This is a genomic window from Chitinophaga sp. 05T412 (genome assembly GCF_056396465.1).
This window is the reverse complement of the sequence record NZ_JBFTLN010000007.1, coordinates 371,004-395,997: the sequence shown is the minus strand read 5'-3', so window position 1 is coordinate 395,997 and position 24,994 is coordinate 371,004. Positions and strand designations below refer to the sequence as shown.

At 48.1% G+C, this 24,994-nt stretch carries 2 protein-coding genes; both read left to right on the top strand.

Annotated elements, in window-relative coordinates; genetic code table 11:
* The gene (locus AC1DFM_RS17980; RefSeq protein WP_477078124.1) at positions 1 to 9,804 is read left to right on the top strand and encodes a non-ribosomal peptide synthetase; all 9,804 of its coding nucleotides are present in this window, start codon (positions 1 to 3) and stop codon (positions 9,802 to 9,804) included.
* A 31-nt stretch (positions 9,805 to 9,835) separates the two neighbouring features.
* Positions 9,836 to 24,958, top strand: coding sequence for an amino acid adenylation domain-containing protein (locus AC1DFM_RS17975; protein WP_477078123.1), 15,123 nt, complete (start codon positions 9,836 to 9,838; stop codon positions 24,956 to 24,958).
* Positions 24,959 to 24,994 lie beyond the last annotated feature (36 nt).

Genomic DNA, 24,994 nt, shown 5'->3' with positions numbered 1-24,994 from the left:
ATGTCTGATCATACATTGATTAACGTAATAGCGCTGCTGGAACGCGCCAATGAGGATGGAATTAAAATATCTCTGGAGGAGAATGAGTTGATTGTGCAGGTAGAAAAAGAACGTGAAATTGACGGATTGTTTTTGGATGAGCTGAGAAATCATAAAACACATTTAATTGAATACCTGAAATCTTCCAGGCAGGGAGCCGGTGATAACGCGCCTGGCAGCAGGATAGATCCGGATCGCAGAAAAGCATTGTCCGCCATCCCGCTTTCGTTTAGCCAGGAACGTTTGTGGTTTATTGACCAGCTGGAAGGCAGTGTTCCCTATCATATACCCACCGTATTGCGGCTGAAAGGAAAGCTGGATCGTGATGCGCTGCAACATGCATTACTAACCATCGTAAACCGCCATGAGGTATTGCGTACCGTAATCCGGCAACGTGCCGGAGTAGCCTATCAGCATATCCTGGCGCCGGATTTATGGCAACTGAATATCGTAGATGAACCGGGATATATTGCTGATGAAGCAGCCTTAAAGGATCATATAAAATTACTGATTGACACCCCGTTTGATCTGGCCGAAGATCATATGCTGCGTGCGCATTTGATCATCCTGGGAACAGAAGAACATATATTGGAAGTTACGTTGCATCATATCGCGTCTGATGGCTGGTCTGCCGGCATTATCGTACAGGAACTGCTGGAGTTGTACAGTGCACACATAGAAAATCGTGCACCACAGCTGGCTGCACTGGAACTTCAATATGCAGATTTCGCGATCTGGCAGCAGGAGCATCTTTCCGGAGCCGTGTTGGAAGATCAGCTGGGCTACTGGAAACAAAAGCTCACCGGCGTAGCTGCATTACAGCTGCCGCTTGATTTTCCGCGCCCGCCTATACAAAGTGCCAGCGGTGCTGCCACCAGTTATAAACTGGAGGAAGCCCTTTTACAACAGCTGCGCACCTTATCGCGGCAGCAGGGTACTACTTTGTTTATGACGCTGCTGGCTGCTTTTAAAGTATTACTGTATCGCTACAGTGGCCAGGAAGATATTTGTGTGGGTAGCCCTATCGCCGGCAGAACACGTAAAGAAATTGAAGGGCTGATAGGCTTCTTTGTAAATACACTTGTACTGCGTGATGACCTGGGTAATAATCCGGCTTTCACCGATTTACTGCAACAGGTGAAGCAAACTACACTCAGCGCTTATGACCACCAGGATGTGCCCTTTGAGAAAATTGTGGATGCAGTCATTGAAAACAGGGACCAAAGCAGACCACCATTATTCCAGGTAGCATTCGTATTACAGAACATGCCGGAAATACCTGATTTACGGCTGGGCGATGTACAGTTCTCTCCTGTGCAAACCGCGCAGGATATGGCCCGTTATGACATGACGGTTACTACGGAAGAAGGCCATGACGGCCTTTCCATCAACGTGGAATATTGTGTGGACCTCTTCACAAAATCAACCATCGATCGGATGATGGGGCACTTTGAACAGCTGCTCCGTTCCATTACCACTGCACCAGCCACCAGGATTGGTTCTTTGCCGCTGTTAAGCGAAGCAGAAGAACATCAAGTGCTGCATGCATTCAACAATACGGCCACCGACTATCCCGATACTGAAACAGTTGCCGGAATTTTCGCTACCCATGCCGCCAATAGCCCGGATGCTACTGCCGTAGTGTATGGCAATACTTCTATGACCTATCGGGAGCTGGACGAAAGATCCAACCAGCTGGCGCACTATCTGCATGGTAAAGGCGTAAAGGCAGAAACACTGGTGCCGGTATGTATAGACCGTTCCCTGGAAATGATGGTGAGTATATTGGGTATCCTGAAGGCTGGTGGGGCGTATGTTCCCATTGATCCCGAATATCCGTTGGACAGGATTAATTATATGCTGGCGGATACCGGCGCCACCATTATTCTTACAAATGAAAATATCATTGCGAAACTGAGAAGTACCACCCATGCAGTCAGTATCGTAACACTGGATAATGATGATATCATAGGCGCTTATCCCAAAACGGCGCTGGCAACAGATATTAGCGCTACACAGCTGGCGTATGTGATCTATACTTCGGGCTCAACCGGCCACCCCAAAGGCGTGCTGGCTACACAACAGTCGCTCATCAACCTTATCCACTGCCAGAGCAAAGTATATAACATCACCAAAGAAGAGCGGGTACTGCTATTGTCTAATTATATTTTTGATGCTTCTGTAGAACAGATATTTTTTGCGCTCCTGAATGGAGTCGCATTGGTATTGGTAGATACCGCCGTGCAATTAGACATGGTGCTGTTTGAACAGTTCCTGACCGATCAACAGATTACCCACATAGAGGCTACACCCAGTTTCCTGGTAAATCTCAAGCCGGGCAAATATGGTGGTCTTAAAAGGATTGTTTCCGGAGGAGAGCTTTGCCGGAAAGTATTTGCAGAAAAGTGGATCGGGGTGGTAGAATTTTATAACATCTACGGACCTACGGAGACAACCATTTCGGCGATCGCTTATCATTATACAACAACGAATGCCGGTTATGCAGAGGCGCTGCCCATAGGCCGTCCGCTGGCGAATGTACAGGTATACCTGCTCGATAGTCATGGTAATCCTGTTCCTATTGGGGTCACCGGTGAACTGCATATTGGTGGCGCAGGCCTTACCCGTGGGTATTTAAAACGACCGGAGTTAACCAATGCAAAATTTGTCAGCAACCCATTCAGTAACCACCTGGGTGCCAGTATGTATAAAACAGGGGACCTGGCAAAATGGCTCCCGGATGGTAATATCGAATACCTGGGAAGAATAGATGACCAGGTAAAGATCCGCGGTTTCCGTATTGAATTAGGAGAAATAGAAAATATCCTGCAACAATCTGATCTCGTAGGTCAGATAGCTGTGCTGGCAAAAGGAGAGGACGGCGGTAAACGACTGGTGGCGTACGTAGTACCAGCGGATGTATTTAACCCCGATGGCATATTAGCCTACGGCAAAAAACTATTGCCGGAATATATGCTGCCCGCTTTGATAGTAGAATTGCAAAGCATGCCGCTCACCCCCGGTGGTAAGATAGACCGCAAAGCCTTACCTGACCCGGATGTAATGGGAGCGCAGAAAGGTACCTGGCTGGCGCCGCGCACGCCCGTAGAACAAAAAGTAGCAGAGATATTTGAAGCCGTGCTGGAAGTAACCGGCGTGGGCGTATACGATGATTTTTTCAAACTGGGAGGCGATTCTATTCTGGTAATTACGCTGGTAACACACCTGCGTGAGGCATTCGAACAGGATATTAAAMTGTTTGAAGTATACGGAACGCCAACGGTAGAGCAAATTGCACGGATGGTAGACCAGCCGGAAGCTGTGGTAGTTGACACAAATGATGAGTACGCAGCAGTAGAAGCAGAAATAACGACGCTGAAAAATGAAGTGCTGAAAATGCGTGCAGATGCGGCACTGATAGAAGACATCTACCCGATGAGTGATATCCAGAGTGGGATGGTATATGCTTCGTTAGTAAACCCGGAACTGGGCATCTACCATGATCAGATGGGGCATCTGCTCACAAAAGGATTAGATCCGGTGGTGCTGGAAAAAGCACTGTCTATGATGGCGCAGAAACATGCTATCCTGAGAACTACATTCGACCTGCATTCACATACAGAAGGATTACAGATTGTATATAAAGAAATACCTGTTAAAGTAGCTTATCTCGACTATGGTCATTTAACAGATGACGAAGCGAAAATACAGATCGATAATTACCTGAAAGACGAGCGTAAACGCCCCCTGCAAATGGACCAGGCGCCTACGTGGCGTGCTACGGTGTTTAATCTTCAAAATCATTCAGCGTTTTTATTCCAGTGCCATCATGCCATTATAGACGGCTGGAGTGACGCATCCTTCAACACAGAACTGAATAACCTGTATCTCCGGCTGAAAGCAGGGGAAGATGTGCCAGCATTGCAGCCGCTGAAATGTACGTACAGAGATTATGTGCTGTCACATATCGTGGAGAAGAGAAACGTGGAAAACAGGGAATTCTGGAAGAATGACCTGGACGAGTACAAACGGCTGAACATCTTCACACACGAAGCAGAAGATAAACGACTGGTTACTACATACGAACCAGCGTACCTGGAATTACTCCAGCAGCGCACCAAAGACGATGGCATCTCCCTCAAAGGCCTGTTGTTCGGCGCCATGGTATTTGCCCTGAATATGCTTACCTATGAAGATGAAGTTACCGTAGGCCTCGTAGCGAACAGCAGACCAGTGAAAGAAGATGGCGATAAGGTGATTGGCTGCTTCCTCAATTCTGTGCCCTTCCGGTTCAAACAGGATAAAACTGCTTTTACCTGGAAGAAATACTTCGGACAAATAGAAAGTAAGCTGATAGAGATGAAACAGCGGGACCGGGTAAGTCTTCCTGAAATTATAAAAATTACCGGTGAGCATTTCTCTGAAGGAAATCCCTTCTTCGATGTACTGTTCAACTTCACCAATTTCCATGTCTATAAAAACATGGAGGAGGGATTGGCAGAAGAAACACAAAGTGAGTTGAACAATGTGTTGAGCTATGGGGTAGTAAATACTTACCTCACCTGTAATCTCAGCATCACCGGCAATCAGCTGGTGGTGAACAATTCCCTGAAGCGGAAATTTAAGTCCGGTGATTCACTGTCCACCCTGCAGGGTTATTTTGATGYAGTACTCAACGGCTACCTGGATCGTTACGAGGTACCGGTTAATAGAAATGAAATTTTCTCTCTGCAGGAATTAAACCAGTTATTAAATACAGACCATACGGAGTATCCGAAGGATAAGACGATTGTTGACCTGTTTACAGAGCAGGTGTCCCGTACGCCGGAGGCAACAGCGGTGGTGTATGAAGACCAGTCGCTGACCTACCAGGAACTGAATGATCGTTCCACACAGCTGGCCCGCTATCTCCGTCACCTTGGGGTGACCACAGAAATGTTGGTGCCGGTTTGTATAGACAAGAGCCTGGAAATGATCATTGGTATACTTGCGATATTGAAAGCCGGTGGTGTATATGTACCTGTAGACCCAACGTATCCGGAAGAGCGGATCAGATACATACTGGACGACACCAACGCAACGATTGTAGTGAGCAGCAGCACCTGTATTGAAATATGTCATCAGGCGTCCCCTTCCCTGAAAGTAATAGCGGTAGACAAAGAATGGGAAAATATCAGCAAAGAATCTGCTGCACCAATGGATCATATTATCGTACCTCAGCAGCTGGCTTATGTAATTTATACTTCCGGATCTACCGGTAAGCCTAAAGGAGTATTGATAGAGCATGTTAACGTAGTGCGGTTATTTAAAACCGCTAAGCCGCTGTTTGATTTTAATGAGAAGGATGTATGGGCAATGTTCCATTCCTTCTCATTTGACTTCTCCGTTTGGGAAATGTATGGTGCCTTGTTTTTCGGCGGCCGCCTGGTGGTAGTGCCAAAGCAGGTTACCAAAGATACCGCCTTGTTTGGGGAACTATTAATCCGGGAGGGCGTAACCATCCTTAACCAAACGCCGTCTTCATTTTATGTGCTGCAGGATTTTCTGACGGCATCTGACCGTACAGGGGTTATCCGGTATGTAATTTTTGGGGGAGAAGCATTGAACCCTGCCAGGATAAAGCCATGGAGACAGGCATATCCCGATTGCCGTTTGATTAATATGTACGGCATTACTGAAACCACCGTGCACGTAACTTATCAGGAGTTAACAGATGCGCAGCTGGAAAGCAGTGTGAGCGTCATTGGTAAGCCCATACCTACCCTGCATGCTTATATCCTGAATAAGTATCAGTCGCTGGCGCCTGTGGGCGTGGCGGGTGAATTATATGTAGGTGGCATGGGGGTAGCAAGAGGTTATCTGAACCGTGCTGCATTATCTGCCGAAAAATTCATTGCGGACCCCTTTGTTTCCAGTGGCAGATTATATCGCACCGGGGATCTTGGCCGCTGGCTGCCGGATGGCACCATTGAGTACCTGGGTCGTATCGATGAGCAGGTGAAGATCCGGGGTTACCGTATTGAATTAGGAGAAGTAGAAAGTGTATTGCAGGAATCTGATGCGGTGAGTAAAGCCGTAGTGCTAAATCGGCCGGATCATGGCGGCAATAGCCGGTTGGTGGGATATGTGGTGCCACACGGTACTTTTGACAAAGCAGCTATACTCGCTTATCTGAAAGCGCGTTTGCCGGAATATATGGTACCATCGTTACTGATAGCGCTGGATCATTTACCGTTGACCATTAATGGTAAAGTAGATAAGAAAGCATTGCCGGACCCGGATGCTACCACATTGCTGGCCAATGAATATGTAGCTCCCCGGAATGACGCAGAACAGCAGCTGGCCACTATCTGGAAGGAATTGCTGGGGGTAGAACGGGTAGGCATATACGATAATTTCTTTGAGCTGGGAGGTCATTCGCTATTAGCCACCAGGTTAATATCCATTTTGCGGAACCGGTTAAATGCGGAATTATCTATCCGGTCTTTGTTCCTTTATCCTACCGTAGCAGCACAAACAGCTTACCTGCATCAACAAGAGGAAGGCTTGCAACTGCCTGCAGTGGCGGCAGCGGAAAGACCCACTTATATCCCGCTTTCGTATAGCCAGGAGCGTTTGTGGTTCATAGACCGCCTGGAAGGCACGTTAGCCTATCATATACCAGCGGTATTAAGGCTGAAGGGAGAGCTGGATGTTGCCGCACTCGAATATGCGCTGCAAACGATTATCAACCGGCATGAAGTGCTGAGAACGGTGATCAGAGAAGAGAAAGGGCAGCCTTATCAGTTGGTCCTGTCAGAAAATAGCTGGCAGCTGGATGTGAGACAGATTGCTCCCTATAAGAAAGATGTCCGCGCGCAGCAGTTTTTAATTGCCTCTTTATTCCAGATACCGTTTGATTTATCAGTAGATCATATGCTGAGAGCCCATCTGCTTGTATTGGAAAAAGGAGAATACATATTGCAGTTTACCCTGCATCACATTGCATCGGATGGTTGGTCTACCGGCATTATTGTACGGGAACTCGTCGCATTGTATAACGCCCATGTGGCGGGAGCTTCCGCTGAGTTGTCGCCGTTGCCGATCCAGTACGCGGATTACGCTATCTGGCAACGCAGGCACCTGGCCGGAGAAACACTGGCTACCCGGTTGCTTTACTGGGAAAACAAATTGGCGGGTGTTTCACCGCTACAGCTGCCGACTGATTATAAGCGCCCGGCCATACAGCCGGTGCGTGGCGCCAGCCGGGAATTTGCCTTCTCTAAAAAATTATCAGATCAACTGAAGGCATTGTCGCAACAACAAGGCACCACCTTGTTTATGACTTTACTGGCAGCCCTCAAGGTATTGCTATACCGTTACAGCGGCCAGGAAGATATCTGCATTGGTAGCCCGGTAGCTGGCAGAACACAACAGGAACTKGAGGGACTGGTGGGCTTCTTTATCAATACATTGGCATTGCGCAGTGATCTGCAGGGTAATCCCTCTTTTGTTACTTTATTACAACAGGTAAAGGAAACTACGCTGGGCGCCTATGAACACCAGGAAGTGCCCTTTGAGAGAATAGTGGAAAGGGTCATGAAGGTGCGTGACCTGAGCAGAACACCGCTTTTCCAGGTGATGTTTGTAATGCAGAATTTACCCGGACCACCGGAGCTGCGCTTAGGTGACGCCATACTTTCAGAGGAAGGCGTTGAGCATGCTACTGCGCAGCTGGATTTATCTGTGTCCATACAGGAAGAGGCGGACGGCCTGAGTGGTGAAATTGTTTATTGTGCCGACCTGTTTGATGCAACGACCATTGACCGGATGGTGTTGCATTTTGAGCAGCTGTTAGCATCAATAGTAGCTGCACCGGCAACTGCCATCAGTGAATTATCGATACTCGCACCAGCAGAAACACAACAATTGCTGACTGCATTTAATGATACGCGGAGGGCATATCCAACCGATAAAACCCTCATAGACTTTTTTGCGGCACAGGTGAAACGTACACCAGAAGCAGTTGCTCTGGTGTTTGAAAACCAACAGTTAACTTATCGCGAGCTGGATGACCGTTCTAATCAGTTAGCACATTACCTGATTGGTAAAGGGGTTGGAGAAGAAACATTGGTACCCGTTTGCCTGGAGCGATCTTTCGAAATGCTGATAGGCATATGGGGTATCCTGAAAGCAGGTGCCGCATACGTACCGGTAGATCCGGAGTATCCTGCAGACAGGATCAGGTTTATGTTATCTGACGTAAAAGCAAATTTACTGCTTACCACCGCCGCACATATTTCTTTGCTGACAGGCATAGCTGGCAATAAATACATCGTTGCGCTTGATACGCATTGGGCGGAAATTTCCAAAGAACCGATCTCTCCTGTTAAAACAGTAGTAGTACCAGAGCAGCTGGCCTATGTCATTTATACCTCCGGATCTACGGGTACACCCAAAGGAGCGATGAATGAACATAGGGGAGTGGTGAACCGGCTGTTATGGGCACAGGAATATTTTGCACTGGATAGTCAGGATGTGGTGTTACAGAAAACTACTTTCTGTTTTGATGTATCGGTATGGGAATTATTGTGGCCATCATTGGTAGGAGCGAAGTTAGTGCTGGCGTCACCTGGTGGACAGAAGGAGGTAGGATATCTGAAAAATATCATCGCGCAGCACCGTATTACGACCCTGCATTTTGTGCCTTCCATGCTGGATGTATTCCTGGAAAATGTGACTGCAGGGGAATGCGCTGGCTTGCACACTGTTATCTGTAGCGGGGAAGCGTTGAGACCTCAGCAGGTACTCACTTTTAGGGAGAAATTACCTGGCTCGGAATTGTACAATTTATACGGACCCACAGAAGCAGCGATAGATGTCACCTACTGGCATGCAGCCCGTAATAACGATGACGTAAAGATTGTACCGATTGGAAAACCAGTAGCTAATACACAACTCTATGTGTTAGACAAATTCGGGAACATAGTACCGCTGGGTGGTGCGGGAGAATTACATATTGGCGGTGTACAGGTAGCCCGTGGTTATCTGAATCGTCCGGAATTAACCGCAGAGAAATTTGTACCCGATACTTTCCATCCTGAGGCGGGCAACAGGTTATATAAAACAGGCGACCTGGTAAGATGGCTGCCAGACGGTAACCTGGAGTACCTGGGTCGCATAGATGATCAGGTGAAAATTCGTGGCTATCGTATAGAGTTGGGAGAAATAGAGAATGTGTTACAGGCATGTGAAGGCGTGAGTCAGGCGGTAGTAGTAGCGCAGAAGAACGTGGATACGGAGCAGTATCGTCTTATCGGGTATGTAGTGCCACGTGGGGAGTTTGACAGATCCGGCATATTGGAATATCTCGCCGGAAAATTACCAGAATACATGGTGCCTTCCTGGTTGATAGCGCTGGATGTTTTACCGCTCACCACAAACGGGAAAGTGGACAAACCCGCCTTACCTGCACCAGATGCCATGTCCCTCACAGGGCACGAATATGTTGCTCCCCGTGATGAAAGGGAACAGCAGCTGGCCAATATATGGCAGGCATTGCTCGGCGTAGAACGGGTAGGCATACACGATAATTTCTTCACGTTGGGCGGCCATTCTCTGTTGGCTATGCGCCTGATTGCTGAAATAAATCCGGTATTCCAGGTGGAACTGTCTGTTAGAACCATCTTCCAGCTGGCTACCGTGGAATCGCTGGCGAAATACCTGAAAGTACAACAGCAGGAAGAACCGCTGGCCGATGAAGAGGTAGATATTATAGAACTGTAGTTGCTTTTTTTCATACCTAAACTATTAAAAAATGCCTGGATTTAACCTGGTGGATATTATTGACCTGTTGGAAAAAGCAAAAGATAACGGCGTTAATGTATCTTTCGATAACGATAAACTGATTGTAAAGACCGATAAAAAGAAAGCGGTTGACAGCTCTATACTAAGTGAGCTGAAAGAAAATAAAGCACTCCTGGTAGAGTATTTTCAAAAACACCAGCATAATAAAGAGACGATATCCCAGCGGGAGAAAATAATTCCGGTTCATAGAAACGGATCGAGCCCTATTCCGTTATCCTTTAACCAGGAACGTTTATGGTTTATTGATCAGCTGGAAGGAAGTATACAATACCACATGCCGGCAGTATTGCGGCTGAAGGGGAAACTGAATCAGGAAGCATTGGTAGCCGCCTTGCAGTTGATTGTCAATCGCCACGACGTGCTGCGTACCGTTATCCGGCAAACAGATGGTGTTGCTTTTCAGCAGGTACAAGAGAAAGACAAATGGGAGCTGATGTTGAAAGACGGTAAAAACTACCGCGGAAAGGAAACGGATTTACAGGAGTATATAAAATCGCTGGTAGATATCCCATTTGATTTATCAGTAGATCACCTGTTGCGGGCACATTTGATAACGCTGGCGGAAGAAGAATTTGTGCTGGTGGTGACCCTGCATCACATCGCCGCTGATGGCTGGTCTTTGGGAATTATCGTACACGAACTGGTCGCCGGCTACCTTGCTTTTACAGAGGGTCGTACTGCCGGTCTGGAGCCACTGCCGGTACAGTACGCAGATTACGCTATCTGGCAACGTCATTATCTCTCCGGAGAAGTACTGGATAAAAAACTGGGATACTGGAGAAAACAGTTGGAAGGCGTGGCTACGCTACAGTTGCCAGCCGATTATAAAAGGCCGGCTATACAAAGTATTCGTGGCGCCCGGCGGGAGTTTAAACTGGATCAGCAACTGGCTGCCGGCTTGAAAAAATTATCGCGGCAACAGGAAACAACGATGTTCATGACGCTGCTGGCAGCGTTTAAAGTGCTATTATACCGTTATAGCGGTCAAAACGATATCTGTGTGGGTAGTCCCATCGCCGGCAGGGCTGAGCGTGAACTAAAGGACCTGGTTGGCTTCTTTATTAATACGCTGGCGTTACGCAGTCAGTTGACAGATGACCTTCTCTTCACAGATCTCCTGCAACAGGTAAAGGAAACCACGTTAGCCGCATACGAGCATCAGGATGTCCCTTTCGAAAAAATAGTGGATGCCGTGGTGAAGAACCGCGATATGAGCAGCACGCCGGTATTCCAGGTGATGTTTGCTCTGCAGAATATACCAGAAGCCACCGATCTTGAATTGGGAGAGGTGCAGCTTTTCACGGAAGAAATAAAACACGATATGGCTAAACTGGACCTCACATTAAATCTCCGGGAAGGACCGGAGGGGTTAACAGGTGTGCTGGAATACGGTGTGGATGTGTTTAGCGCAGCCACTATTGACCGGATGATCGCCAACTACGAACAGCTATTACTGGCTATTGTAAAGGCGCCGTCAACGGCTATTAATAATCTGTCTGTGATTAGTAAGGCAGAAGAACAATTGCTGCTGGATGTTTTCAACGCGACAGCGATGTCCTATCCTGCAGAAAAAACGGTACTGGAATTATTTGAAGCACAGGTGAAAAGCAGGCCTGCTGCCATCGCAGTAAGCTATGCAGGGGAACAGCTTAGCTACCAGGAATTGGATGACCGGTCCAATCAGGTAGCCCATTATTTAAGAGATCAGGGTGCCGGACAGGGGAACTATATTGGACTGTTATCTTACCGCGGTCTGGAAATGCTGGTGGCGATATGGGGAATTCTGAAAAGTGGCAACGCGTACGTGCCCATTCATATTGATTATCCTTCAGAGCGGGTGAAAGCCATATTGGAGGATGCTGGTGTGAAGCAGGTGCTGTATACAGATAGTAAATTATTTGCCGCGTTGGAATTACCGGAAGGAACGGGGTTAAATATAACTGGTGCATTGTCTTATGAGTCAGATGCGCTGGCGGTAAATATAAGTAGTGACGCGGTAGTATACGTCATGTACACCTCCGGCTCTACGGGTAAGCCAAAAGGAATTGCGGTGAATCACCGCAATATTGTAAAACTGGTATACGAGCCGGGACCTATTGCCATTGTGCCGGAAGACAAATTGCTGCAATGGTCTAACTACGCTTTTGATGGCTCTACTTATGACATTTATGGTGCGCTGTTGAAAGGCGCTGCGCTATATATGATTCCGGATGCGGCAGCAGCGGATGTGTACGAGTTAGCCGCTATTATGGAGCGGGAGCAGATCACTTTCTGTTTTATGACTACCGCGCTGTTCAACAATTTTACCGATAACAGGTTGAGTGGATTACAATCGCTGCGGAAGCTGTTGTTTGGAGGTGAACTGGTATCTGTACCACACGTAGATCGTGCCTTGTCTGTGTTGGGTCCCAACCGGATGGTGCATATGTACGGCCCCACAGAAACGACGGTATATGCTACCTGTTACCCGATCAATGAAACAGCCGGGAAGCGAACTATTCCCATCGGAGCGCCATTGGCCAACACGCAGCTGTTGGTATTGGATCATCATGGAAAACCAGTACCGGTGGGCGTAAGCGGAGAATTGTATATAGGTGGTGATGGTGTTGCCGCAGGATATGTCAATAATGAAAGCCTTACGGCGGAGAAATTTATTACGCTGGAGGGCCGCTCTGGTCGCTGGTATAAAACCGGCGACGTAGTTAGCTGGCTGGCGGACGGCACTATTGCGTACATAGGTCGTATCGATGACCAGGTGAAGATACGTGGTTACCGTATTGAGCTGGGTGAAGTAGAAAGTGTGCTGCAGGATTGCCAGTGGGTAAGCCAGGTGGTGGTAGTGGCGAAGAAAGAAGAGAATAGTCATTATAATAAATTGGTGGGATATATAGTTCCCGAAGGACCTTTTGAAAGAGAGAAAATTATTGCTTATCTCAAGGAACGACTACCTGATTACATGATTCCTTCTCTCCTTATGGAGATGAAAGAACTGCCACTGAATGTAAATGGAAAAGTAGATAAAAAAGCCTTACCGGCGCCCGATGCCACCGCGTTAACGCAACAGCAGTATGTGGCGCCCGGAAATCCGATAGAACATACCCTGGTGGGCATCTGGCAAGACTTGCTGGGAGTAGCACGGGTAGGGATATACGATAACTTTTTTGAACTCGGTGGTGATTCTATTATTACTATCCAGGTGGTTAGCCGGGTAAGACGGGCAGGATATGTATTGCAGCCGCGGGACCTGTTTGTTCATCAAACTATTGAACGGTTAGCCGTGCTGCTGCAGGGACGTAGCGATAACGCGACCGTTGGTGAGCAAGGTATACTGTCCGGAGAAAGCGGATTACTGCCGGTACAACAATGGTATTTTGATTTGGTAGAAGGAGATACCTCGGCACATTTTAACCAGCCTGTATTACTGGGAATAGATAAAAGCGTAACAGCAGATACGTTGGCAACCGCTATCAGAAAGCTGGTACAATACCATGATGCCTTACGTTTTATATTCCGTAATACCCATTCCGGCTGGACCCAGGAATATGGTACCGCCAGTGGTGAGCTGGAAGTGGTGGACCTGCAGCAAACAGCTGCGGAAGAACTGTCTGCCCGGATCACTGCGGTCGGAGAGGAACGGCAGCGAAGCCTGGATATCCATAAAGGTGGCGTGATCCGCCCGGTATTGATGTTGACACCCGACACGGAAGCGGATAACCGTTTATTGCTGGTGGTGCACCATCTTGTGGTAGATGGCGTATCCTGGCGCATATTATTGGAAGATCTGCAAATATTGTTAAAAGAAGATCCCAGTAAAAAAGCGGAAGAAGTATTAGGGGCTAAAAGCAGCTCTTATCGTCAGTGGTATAACGCGTTGACTGCGTATAGCCGGCGCCGTAGCCTGCCGGAACAGCAGGCATACTGGCAGCAGGTAGCGGCTGGTTATACACCGCTCCGGGTAGATAAAACCTATACCGGAAAGATTACCATGGCTGACATGGGGCATCATACTGCTGTATTGGCATCTGCACAAACAAAAAGTTTACTGCAGGAAGTGTCGAAGGCATATCATACGGAAATAAACGATCTGTTGCTGACCGCACTCGCACTTACTTTGTCGGAGTGGAATGGTCATTCCAGGGTGGTGATAGGCCTGGAAGGGCACGGACGCGAGGCATTGACAAAAGATATAGATACCAGTCGTACCGTTGGCTGGTTTACCAATATTTATCCGGTGTTGATCGACATACCAACAGATGAAAGGGAAGGAAAACTGATCCCGTCTGTTAAAGAACAATTACGCAAGGTCACTGATAAAGGAATAGGATATGGTGTGCTGAAATATATCAGCAAAGTGGATTATTTACAAGAAAAAGATCCATGGGAGGTCGTATTTAACTACCTCGGGCAGCTGGATAATAGCGTTAGCCGGGCAGGCGTTTTAACCGGTGTAGCTGAATCACCCGGAGTGCCCATGGGCGAAGATTTCCCTGTACACGATAAAATTGCCGTTAACAGCATGGTGGAAGGTGGTGAACTGGTGTTTAACTGGACTTTCAGTCTTCCCCATTTTGATGCCGCTACGATAGAAAAACTGGTGGCCAGCTGTTTATCTCATCTGGAAAAATTAATCGCGCACTGTATATCACAGCGGGTACCTGTTTACACTCCTTCCGACTATGGGCTGGGCATGGAGGTTACGAATGAAGCACTGGAAAGATTTTTGGATGCGCCTTACAACGGCGTGCCAAGACGCGACCAGTTAGCCGGTTTATGCCGGTTAAGCGGATTGCAGGAAGGGATGCTGTTTCTGGGATTATACAATGAGCAGTCGGGCACCTACGTAGAACAAATGAATTGTGAACTGGAGCATTTAGAACCAGCCGCATTTAAACAGGCCTGGCAAAGTTTATTGCTTCGCCATAGCATTTTAAGAAGTGCTTTTTATGTAGATGAATTGAGTATACCGGTACAGTGCATTTATAAAGCCGTGGAATTGCCAATATTGGAGCTGGACTGCCGGGGATGGAGCCCTGCAGAACAGGAACAGGCATTTCGTGAATTAGAACAGGTAGACCTGCGTCAGGGCTTCGACTTTAAAGCGGCGCCGCTGATGAGAATCACTTTAATCCAGTTGGACGAAAATCGTTACCGGTTATTGTGGACGGTGCATCACATTCTGTTGGATGGATGGTCTCAGCCGATATTGATTGGCGAATTGCTGGAGAATTATGAAGCATTGCTGGCAGGAAATGAATTGCCGGAAGTAACGGAAGACCGTTATGAAGATTATATCCGGTACCTGGAACGCCAGGATAAAGAAGCCGCTGCCGCTTACTGGCAGGAATATCTGAAGGAAATGGAAGAAGGTTGCCTGCTGCCATTTGTAGACGCTACCGCTGCACGTACCAAAGGGGTAGGTATTTACAAGGAAGAGAAGATCCGCTTAGATACTGCCCTTACGCAAAAAATAAACGACTATACGCAGCAACAGCATATCACGCCGAACACGTTGATGCAGGGCATCTGGAGTTATCTGTTGTCGGTTTATACTGGTCGCAATGACGTGGCTTTCGGTGTAACTGTTTCCGGGCGGCCGGAAGATCTGCCAGGTGTAGAACAACGCGTTGGGCTATACATCAATACATTGCCACTATACGCCAAAGCAGATGGGGCGAAAGAAATAGCGGTGTGGCTGCAGGAACTGCAGGCAACACAGTTGCAGAGCAGGGAGTACCAATATACGGCGCTGAATAACATCCTGCAATGGACCCCCGTTGGCGGAGATTTGTTCGATACCTCTATTACCTTCCAGAATTTTCCGGTAGGAGAAGTGGTGGCTTCCAGAGAGTGGCAGCTGAAAGTGACGGAAGTGGAAGTGCATCCGCATACCAATTATCCTTTAACCATTATCATTGGCATTGGTGCAGAAACAAGCCTGTTGTTCAGCTACAACAGTGATCTGCTGGATACGTTTTATGCTGTGAAAATTGCGGAGCATTTTAAGCAGGTATTATTACAGATCGTTCAGCAGGAAGCGCTTCAGCTGCAGGATATTAATCTGCATACAGCAGCGGAGTACGCACAGTTGTTGTCTTCCAATCAGGTAGCTTATCCGGCTGATAAAACGTTTATAGACCTTTTCGCTGCGCAGGCGGCGTACAGTCCAAATGCACCGGCGGTGGTATTTGATAATACCCGGCTTAGTTATCGTATGCTGGATGAAAAGTCCAGTCAGCTGGCGCATTATCTGCATGCGCAGGGGGTGAAGGCGGGTGCTCTGGTGCCATTATATATAGAAAGATCAGCGGAGATGATAGTGGGAATATTAGGCATCCTCAAAGCGGGAGCTGCTTATGTGCCGATCGATCCTGATTTCCCGGCAGATCGTATCTCCTTTATGCTGGAAGATACCCGTGCCACCATTGTGGTGAGTAATAATGCCGGCAAGGCGAAGCTGCCTGCGGGGATTACTGCCCGTGTGGTAACCCTGGATGGAGAGGAAGAAGCTATCAGTCGTTGCCCGATAGCCGAACCGGCTGCCAAGCCTGCATCGGATGCACCATTGTACGTTATTTATACGTCCGGTAGTACCGGTAACCCCAAAGGGGTGGTGGTGACTCATCGCAACCTGGTGGATTACCTGTATGGATTGAAAGCTGCGCTGCCGGTAGCCGAATGCCGTTCCTTTGGATTACTCTCCAGCATCGCTACTGACTTAGGGAATACGGTATTATTTACACCACTGATTTCAGGTGGAACGCTGCATATTTTCTCTAAAGAAATGATCAGCGATGGCGAATTATTAAGTAATTATTTTTCTGTTCATCCAATAGATTGTATCAAAATTGTGGCTTCCCACTGGAAAGCATTGTCTGCTTCCGGCAGATTACTGTTGCCGGAGAAGCTGCTCGTTTTTGGAGGAGAAGCGCTGGAAACAGCAGTGGTAAAAAGCATTCGTGCTTATGGCGCCAACTGTACCATCGTGAATCACTATGGTCCAACGGAAACGACTATAGGAAAACTACTGCATGTAGTGAATGATACTGCTGGCTATGGCCACCACATTCCAGTGGGTAAACCATTTTCCAATACCAGGGTATACATCCTGGATGCATCCCGTAAGTTATGTCCGATGGGTGTTCCCGGTGAATTATACATTGGTGGTGATGGCGTGGCGGCAGGTTATTTGAATAATGAGGTGTTAACAGAGAGCCGCTTTATCACAGATCCTTTTGCGGGAGCGGCTACTTCAAAATTATACCGTACCGGTGACCTGGTAAAGATGCTGCCGGATGGCAACATCTTGTTTGTGGGTCGTGTAGATGACCAGGTGAAGATTCGTGGTTACCGCGTGGAACTAGGGGAAGTAGAGAGGACTTTACTACAGCAGGATACCGTGCATCAGGCGGTGGTAGTAGCGCGTGGAGACAATAGTGGCAGCCGGCGGTTGATCGGGTATGTGATAGCGGCAACCGGCCAGATAGATACCTCGGCCATCATCGCCGGTATGAAAAAACACCTGCCGGAATACATGATTCCTGCTGCATTGGTGGTATTGGACAAGTTTCCGTTGCTGGCCAACGGTAAAGTAGATAAAAAGTCTTTGCCAGATCCTGACAGAGACAGCCCAGGCGCCGCTTCAGCAGCTCCGGCTACGCCAACGGAACTGGTATTGGCTGCCATCTGGTGTTCATTACTGGAATTGGAGGAGGTAGGTGTGCACGATGATTTCTTTGCACTGGGAGGCCACTCGCTGTTAGCCATACGTGTGGTATCTGCCATCCGGAAAAAGCTGGAAGTAGAAATCAGTATCGGGGATGTATTTGATTATCCAACTATTGCTTCCTTGGCCGTGAGAATTACCGGCAGCAGTGAAAAAAGCACCATGCCTCCATTGGTGGCATTGGAAAGACCTGCACATATTCCGCTTTCGTATAGCCAGGAACGTTTGTGGTTTATAGATCAGTTAGAAGGAAGTATACATTATCATACGCCGCATATCCTGCATTTGAAAGGAGAGATCAATAAACTTGCCCTGGAACAGGCATTGCAGCTGATTATCAACCGGCACGAAATATTACGTACTGTTATCGTACAGCAGGATGGAACGGCGGGACAGCAGGTATTAGATAAAGACCGCTGGCAGCTGACCATAGTGGAGAAGTTACGCTTCCGGCCAGGAACAAATGCCTGCAGGGATTACATAAAAGCACTCATTGATATTCCTTTCAATCTGCAACAGGATCATATGTTGCGCGCGCATCTGCTGGTATTTGGTGAAACAGATCACGTACTGGTACTTAACCTGCACCATATTGCTTCTGATGGCTGGTCTACCGGTATTCTGGTGAGTGAGCTGGAAGAAGGGTATGCAGCTTTTCTGGAAGAAAGGCCGGCACAGTTGCCTGTATTGCCCGTGCAGTATGCCGATTATGCCATCTGGCAGCGGAAGCACCTGAGTGGAGAAGTGTTGCAGCGGAAAACAGACTACTGGAAGGCGCAACTTACCGGCGTAGATACGTTACAGTTACCGACCGATTATATACGGCCAGCGGTGCAGAGTGTGCGTGGCAATACCCACGGATTTGAGCTGGACAAAGAGCTGTCGGACCGTTTGCTGGCCCTGTCGCAACAGGAAGGCGCTACGCTGTTTATGACTTTGCTAACGGTATTCAATGTATTGCTGAACCGATATACGGGCGCAGAAGATATTTGTGTTGGTAGCCCCATAGCAGGCAGAACACAACAGGAAGTAGAAGGATTGATAGGTTTCTTCATTAACACATTAGCGTTGCGCACAGATCTGCACGATGATCCTTCTTTTACATCATTATTGCAGCAGGTGAAGCAAACCACGCTGAGTGCCTATGAGAACCAGGAAGTGCCTTATGAAAAAATTGTAGAGCTGGTGGTGAAGGAGCGTGATATGAGCCGGCATCCTTTGTTTCAGGTAATGTTTGTATTACAGAACGTACCGGAGGCGACTTCGCTGGAAATGGGCGCATTGAAAATGTCTCAGCTGGACACGGAAGAAGTAGCTGCAAAGTTTGACCTGACCGTATACCTGCAGGAGGGACCCAATGGATTGAATGGATTCGTCGTGTACTGTTCCGACTTATTTGCTATCGGAACAATAGACCGGATGATGGAGCACTTCAAGCAATTGCTTCGCGCCGTAGTGGATGCCCCGGCTGCAAGGATCAGTGAATTACAGTTGTTAACACCTAAGGAACAGAAACAGTTACGGTGGGCATTTAATGCCACTACCAGCGCTTATCCGCAGGATAAAACCATTGCGACGCTGTTTGCCGAACAGGCCATGCTTTCTCCTGCCATGACGGCCCTGATATTTTCAGATCAGAGTTTAACCTACCGGGAGTTGGATGAACGTTCCAATCAGCTGGCGCACTATCTGCGACGTAAAGGCGTAAAAGCAGAAACCATGGTGCCTGTTTGCGTAGACCGGTCACTGGAATTAATCATCGGCATTCTGGGTATTCTGAAAGCGGGAGGCGCCTATGTGCCTATTGATACCGGCTATCCAGCCGAGCGTATTGCTTGGATGCTCACGGATACAGCTGCGCATATTGTGGTGGGGAATACCGCTGCCAAAGCTGTTTTGCTGGCCGTGAACCCTGCATTGGATATCATAGACGTGGAGGCCGACTGGTCCTTACTCAGCAAAGAGTCTATCGATGCGGTGGACAGCGGTACACAGCCGGATAGTCTGGCGTATGTGATTTACACTTCCGGCTCTACCGGTCAGCCTAAGGGAGTAATGGTAACAAATGATAACGTAGTAAGCCTTGTACGGGGAACAGATTATCTTACACTAACGCCAAAGGATATTTTGCTGTCAACAGGCTCTCCGTCTTTTGACGCCAGTACATTGGAGTATTGGGGCATGTTGTTGAACGGTGGGCAGCTGGTACTTTGTTCACTCCATACATTACTGGATAGTAGTTTACTGAAGGCGGAAATCCGCAGTCGCGGTGTTTCCACGATGTGGTTTACCGCAAGCTGGCTGAATCAACTGGTAGATACGGATATCAGTGTGTTTAAGGGATTGAAAACCATATTAGCCGGTGGAGAGAAACTATCAGAGATACACATTGAAAAGATACGGAAAGCTTATCCGGATGTAACGGTGATTAACGGATATGGCCCTACGGAAAATACTACTTTCTCGCTGACCTGTGAAATTGATGATGCGGCATTGGTGCATACCATTCCTATTGGCCGTCCATTAAACAACCGGGTGGCCTATATTCTGGACGGCCGCCGCAGGTTATGTCCGGTAGGAGTGCCAGGGGAAATATATGTTGGTGGAGCGGGCCTTTCGCGTGGGTATCTGCATCGGCCGGAATTGACGGCAGAAAAATTTGTGATGCATAGTTTTGATCATCAGGCCAGCATCCGTTTATACCGTACTGGTGATATGGGCAGATGGTTGCAGGATGGCAACATCGCTTACATGGGTCGTACAGATGACCAGGTGAAAATACGTGGCCACCGCATAGAACTGGGAGAAATAGAGAGCCTGTTGCAATCCTGTGAAGGGGTGCAGCAAAATGTAGTGATCGCCGCCAAAGATGAACACGGCAGCTATAACAGGCTGATTGCTTACGTAGTGCCTGCAGGTCTGTTCGACCGGGATAGCATCAGTCAATATCTGAGTACCCGGTTGCCGGAATACATGGTGCCATCGTTGTTGATACCGTTGGAGGAGTTACCGCTTACCACAAACGGAAAAGTAGATAAACGCGCTTTGCCGGCGCCAGATACCACCTTATTACAGGAGGAAGCCTATGTGGCGCCGCGCAATAGTACAGAGCAGCAACTGGCTGGTATCTGGCAACAGTTATTGGGCGTAGAACGGGTAGGGATATACGATAATTTCTTCGAGTTAGGAGGCCATTCTCTGCTGGCAGTACGACTGATGTCGGCCATTAAAAAGGAGATGCAGGCAGCTATACAGATCGGGGATATTTTCGATAGTCCTACTATACAGCTCCTGGCGGAGAAGGTGAAGGGAAGTGTTCGTGCAGCCGTGCCGGCCATTGTTCCGGGAGATCGTCCTGGAAAAATTCCTTTGTCGTTCAGCCAGGAACGTTTATGGTTTATAGATCAGTTTCAGGGAAGCACGCACTATCATGTGCCTTTGGTGCTGCGGTTAGCCGCAAATCCTGATAGGGATGCATTGGCATACGCGTTTCAGACCATGATCAACCGTCATGAGGTATTGCGCACCGTGATGGTGACAGAAGAAGGTATTGCGTACCAGCAGGTGAAGGAGAAGGATCGCTGGCAGCTGCAGGTGATAGAAGAGGAAAAGTATAAAAGTGATCCGGAAGCACTCGATCATTTTGTACAGGCACTCATTGCCACTCCATTCGATTTGTCGGCAGATCATATGCTGCGGGCACATCTGATTGTACTTGGCAGCGCAGAACATTTACTGGTGGTTACCTGGCATCATATTGTTTCTGATGGTTGGTCGATCAGTATTATTATGCGGGAGCTGGTAGAGTTGTATGAGGCGTATATACATAAACGTAATCCTGCCTTGCCGGCATTACCAATACAATACGCTGACTTTGCCATCTGGCAGCGGCAGTATTTATCAGGTGAGGTATTGCAGCGAAAAATAAATTACTGGAAGGAAAAACTGACGGGTGCTGCTTCGCTGCAACTACCCACAGATTTCACGCGTCCGCCTGTGCAAAGTATGCGTGGCGCCACGGGCAGGTTTGCGCTTTCCGCGGCATTGTCTGCACAACTACAGGCATTGTCCAGGCAAGAGGGAACTACCTTGTTTATGACGTTGCTGGCAGCTTTTAAAGTGTTGTTGTATCGCTATAGCGGTCAGGAAGATATTTGCATCGGCAGCCCTATTGCCGGTAGAACACAGCAGGAAACAGAAGGGTTGATCGGATTTTTTGTGAACACGCTGGCCCTGCGCTCGGATCTCAGCAACCATCCTTCTTTTATAGATCTGTTGCAACAGGTCAGAGCCACTACATTAGGCGCTTATGAACACCAGGAAGTTCCCTTTGAAAAAATAGTGGAAGAAGTGGTGAAGGAGCGTGACCTGAGCCGGCATCCGCTGTTTCAGGTGATGTTTATATTACAGAATACACCGGAGGTGCAGTCGCTTAGCCTGGGAGAAGTACCATTAGCACAGGAAGGGGTAGAGCGGGCTACCGCGCAGTTTGACATGATGGTCAGCTTCGAGGAAAGTACGGAAGGGCTGATGGGCACCGTATTGTATTGCGCCGACTTATTTACCGCCGAAACGATAAACCGGATGATGGGGCATTTTGAACAATTGCTTCATGCCATCGTGGATGCTCCCACTGCAGGGATCAGCGAATTGCAGCTGCTGACACCGCAGGAAGAAGTGCAGTTACTGGGCGCATTTAATGCCACTACCAGTGCTTATCCACAGGATAAAACAATTGCAGCGCTGTTTGCGGAGCAGGTCTTGCTTTCTCCGGACGCGATAGCCCTGAGCTTTTCCGCGCAAAGTTTAACTTACCGGGAGTTGGATGAACGTACCAACCAGTTGGCGCACTATCTGCAGCGCAACGGAGTAAAAGCGGAAACAATAGTGCCCGTTTGTGTGGACCGGTCACTGGAATTAATCATTTGCATACTGGGTATTCTGAAAGCGGGAGGCGCCTATGTGCCTGTTGATGCCGGATATCCTGCCGATCGTATTGCTTATATGCTCACGGATACGGATGCACATATTGTGCTCTGTAACACGGCTGCCAAAGCCGTTTTGCTGACCATAAACCCTGAAATGGCCGTCATAGATGTGGAGGCTGATTGGTCTTTACTCAGCAAAGAGTCTACAGGCGCGGTGGATAGCGGTACACAACCGGATCATCTTGCGTATGTGATTTATACCTCCGGCTCTACAGGCCGGCCAAAAGGTGTAATGGTGTCAAATACTAACGTAGTCAGCCTCGTACGGGGAACAGATTATCTTACACTAACGCCAACGGATATTTTGTTGGCCACTTGTTCTCCTTCTTTTGATGTAAGTACACAGGAATACTGGGGCATGTTGCTGAGCGGCGGCCAACTGGTGCTTTGCTCAAGAGATACTTTACTGGACAGTAGTTTGCTGAAGACAGAGATCCGCAGTCGGGGTGTTTCCATGATGTGGTTTACCACCAGCTGGCTGAATCAGTTGGTAGATACAGATATCAGCGTGTTTGAGGGATTGAGAACAATCATGGTGGGTGGAGAGAAATTGTCGGAGGTACACATTGAAAAGATACGGAAAGCTTATCCGGAAATAACGGTGATTAACGGCTACGKACCTACGGAAAATACCACCTTCTCGTCCACTTATGAGGTGGAGGATAGTGTATTGACGCAAACGATTCCTATTGGGCGTCCATTAAATAACCGGGTGGCCTATATTCTGGATGACCAGCGCAGATTGTGTCCGATAGGGGTACCTGGAGAAATATATGTTGGTGGAGCAGGTCTTTCGCGTGGGTATCTGCATCGGCCGGAACTGACGGTAGAAAAGTTTGTGATGCATAGTTTTGATCATCAAACCAGCCTTCGTTTATACCGTACTGGTGATGTGGGCAGATGGTTGCCGGATGGCAATATCGTTTACATGGGTCGTACGGATGACCAGGTGAAAATACGCGGCCACCGGATAGAGCTGGGCGAAATAGAGAGCCTATTGCAATCCTGTGATCTGGTGCAACAAAACGTAGTGATCGCCGGTAAAGATGAGCGTGGTAGTTATAACAGGCTGATTGCTTACGTGGTGCCTGCTGGTCCATTCAACCGGGAAGGGATCACGCAATACCTGAGTACCCGGTTGCCGGAATACATGGTGCCATCATTGCTGATACCGTTGGAGGAGTTACCGCTTACTGCCAACGGAAAAGTAGATAAACGTGCCTTGCCTGCACCGGATACTTCCTTATTACGCGTGGAAGCTTATGTGGCGCCGCGCAATAACACAGAACAGCAATTGGCTGAAATCTGGCAGCAGTTATTGGGCGTAACACGGGTAGGCATATACGATAATTTCTTTGAGCTGGGCGGGCATTCGCTGTTGGTCGTGCGCATAGTTTGGACGATCAGGAAAACGTTGCAGGCGGAAGTAGCTAACCGGGAAATATTTGAGTACCCTACAGTAGCCGCATTGGCAGCTGTACTGGATGAGCGGAGGAAATGGGAACGGAGCAACGGGCATACCGGGTTGATGGACCCATCTGCCAGTCAGCATATCGTATTGCTGAATAAAGGACCGAAAACGTTCCCGGTATTCTTATTGCCCGGGGCCATCGGACTATGCGATGCTTACGAGCAGCTGTCGGCAGCGTTGGATGATACCTGCGCGGTGTATGGATTATACATGCAGGGACTATTTGAAGGAGAGCAACCATTGGATAGTTTCGCCAGCATCGCAGCGCAGAACATAGCCTGGATGAAACAAGTACAGCCCGCAGGCCCTTATCGTTTTATGGGACACTCTTTTGGAGGATATATTGTACATGAAATGGCAAAGCAGTTGGAGGAGAGTGGCGACAAAGTAGAATTTGCAGCCATACTTGATTCCACGGCTGTACTGAAACGGAAGGTGGAGCAACAGGAACTGATAGGAGGAGAGGTATTTGAATCGCTGGTATGGATCTTTGAACAGTACAAAATCATTTCTGTACCGCATCCTGCATGGGTGGAGGCATTGGGTAAAGCATTGGAAACAGTGTCCGCCAATGAGGTGATTCCTTTTGTACTGGATTTCATAAAAGATAAGATGAATAATGATTATATAGAGTTTGTATTGCGGTTGACAGATGTACACCGGAGTAACCTGTCGATGGATTATACGATTACCGGAAAGGTGAGTACGCCGCTGATCGTAGCGAAAGCAGCAGCTAATGAATGGAGTGGGGAAGATGAATACCTGGGATGGTCAGCATATGCAGCAACCGTAACGGGAACCATTGTACCGGGGCATCACGGCTCTATGCTGGAGGCGGAAAATGCGTTGGCGTTGGCGGCCTATCTGAAAGAACAACTGAATAAATTGTAGGTTTCCCACGTATAGTAGTAATAGCAAAAAAAAGGC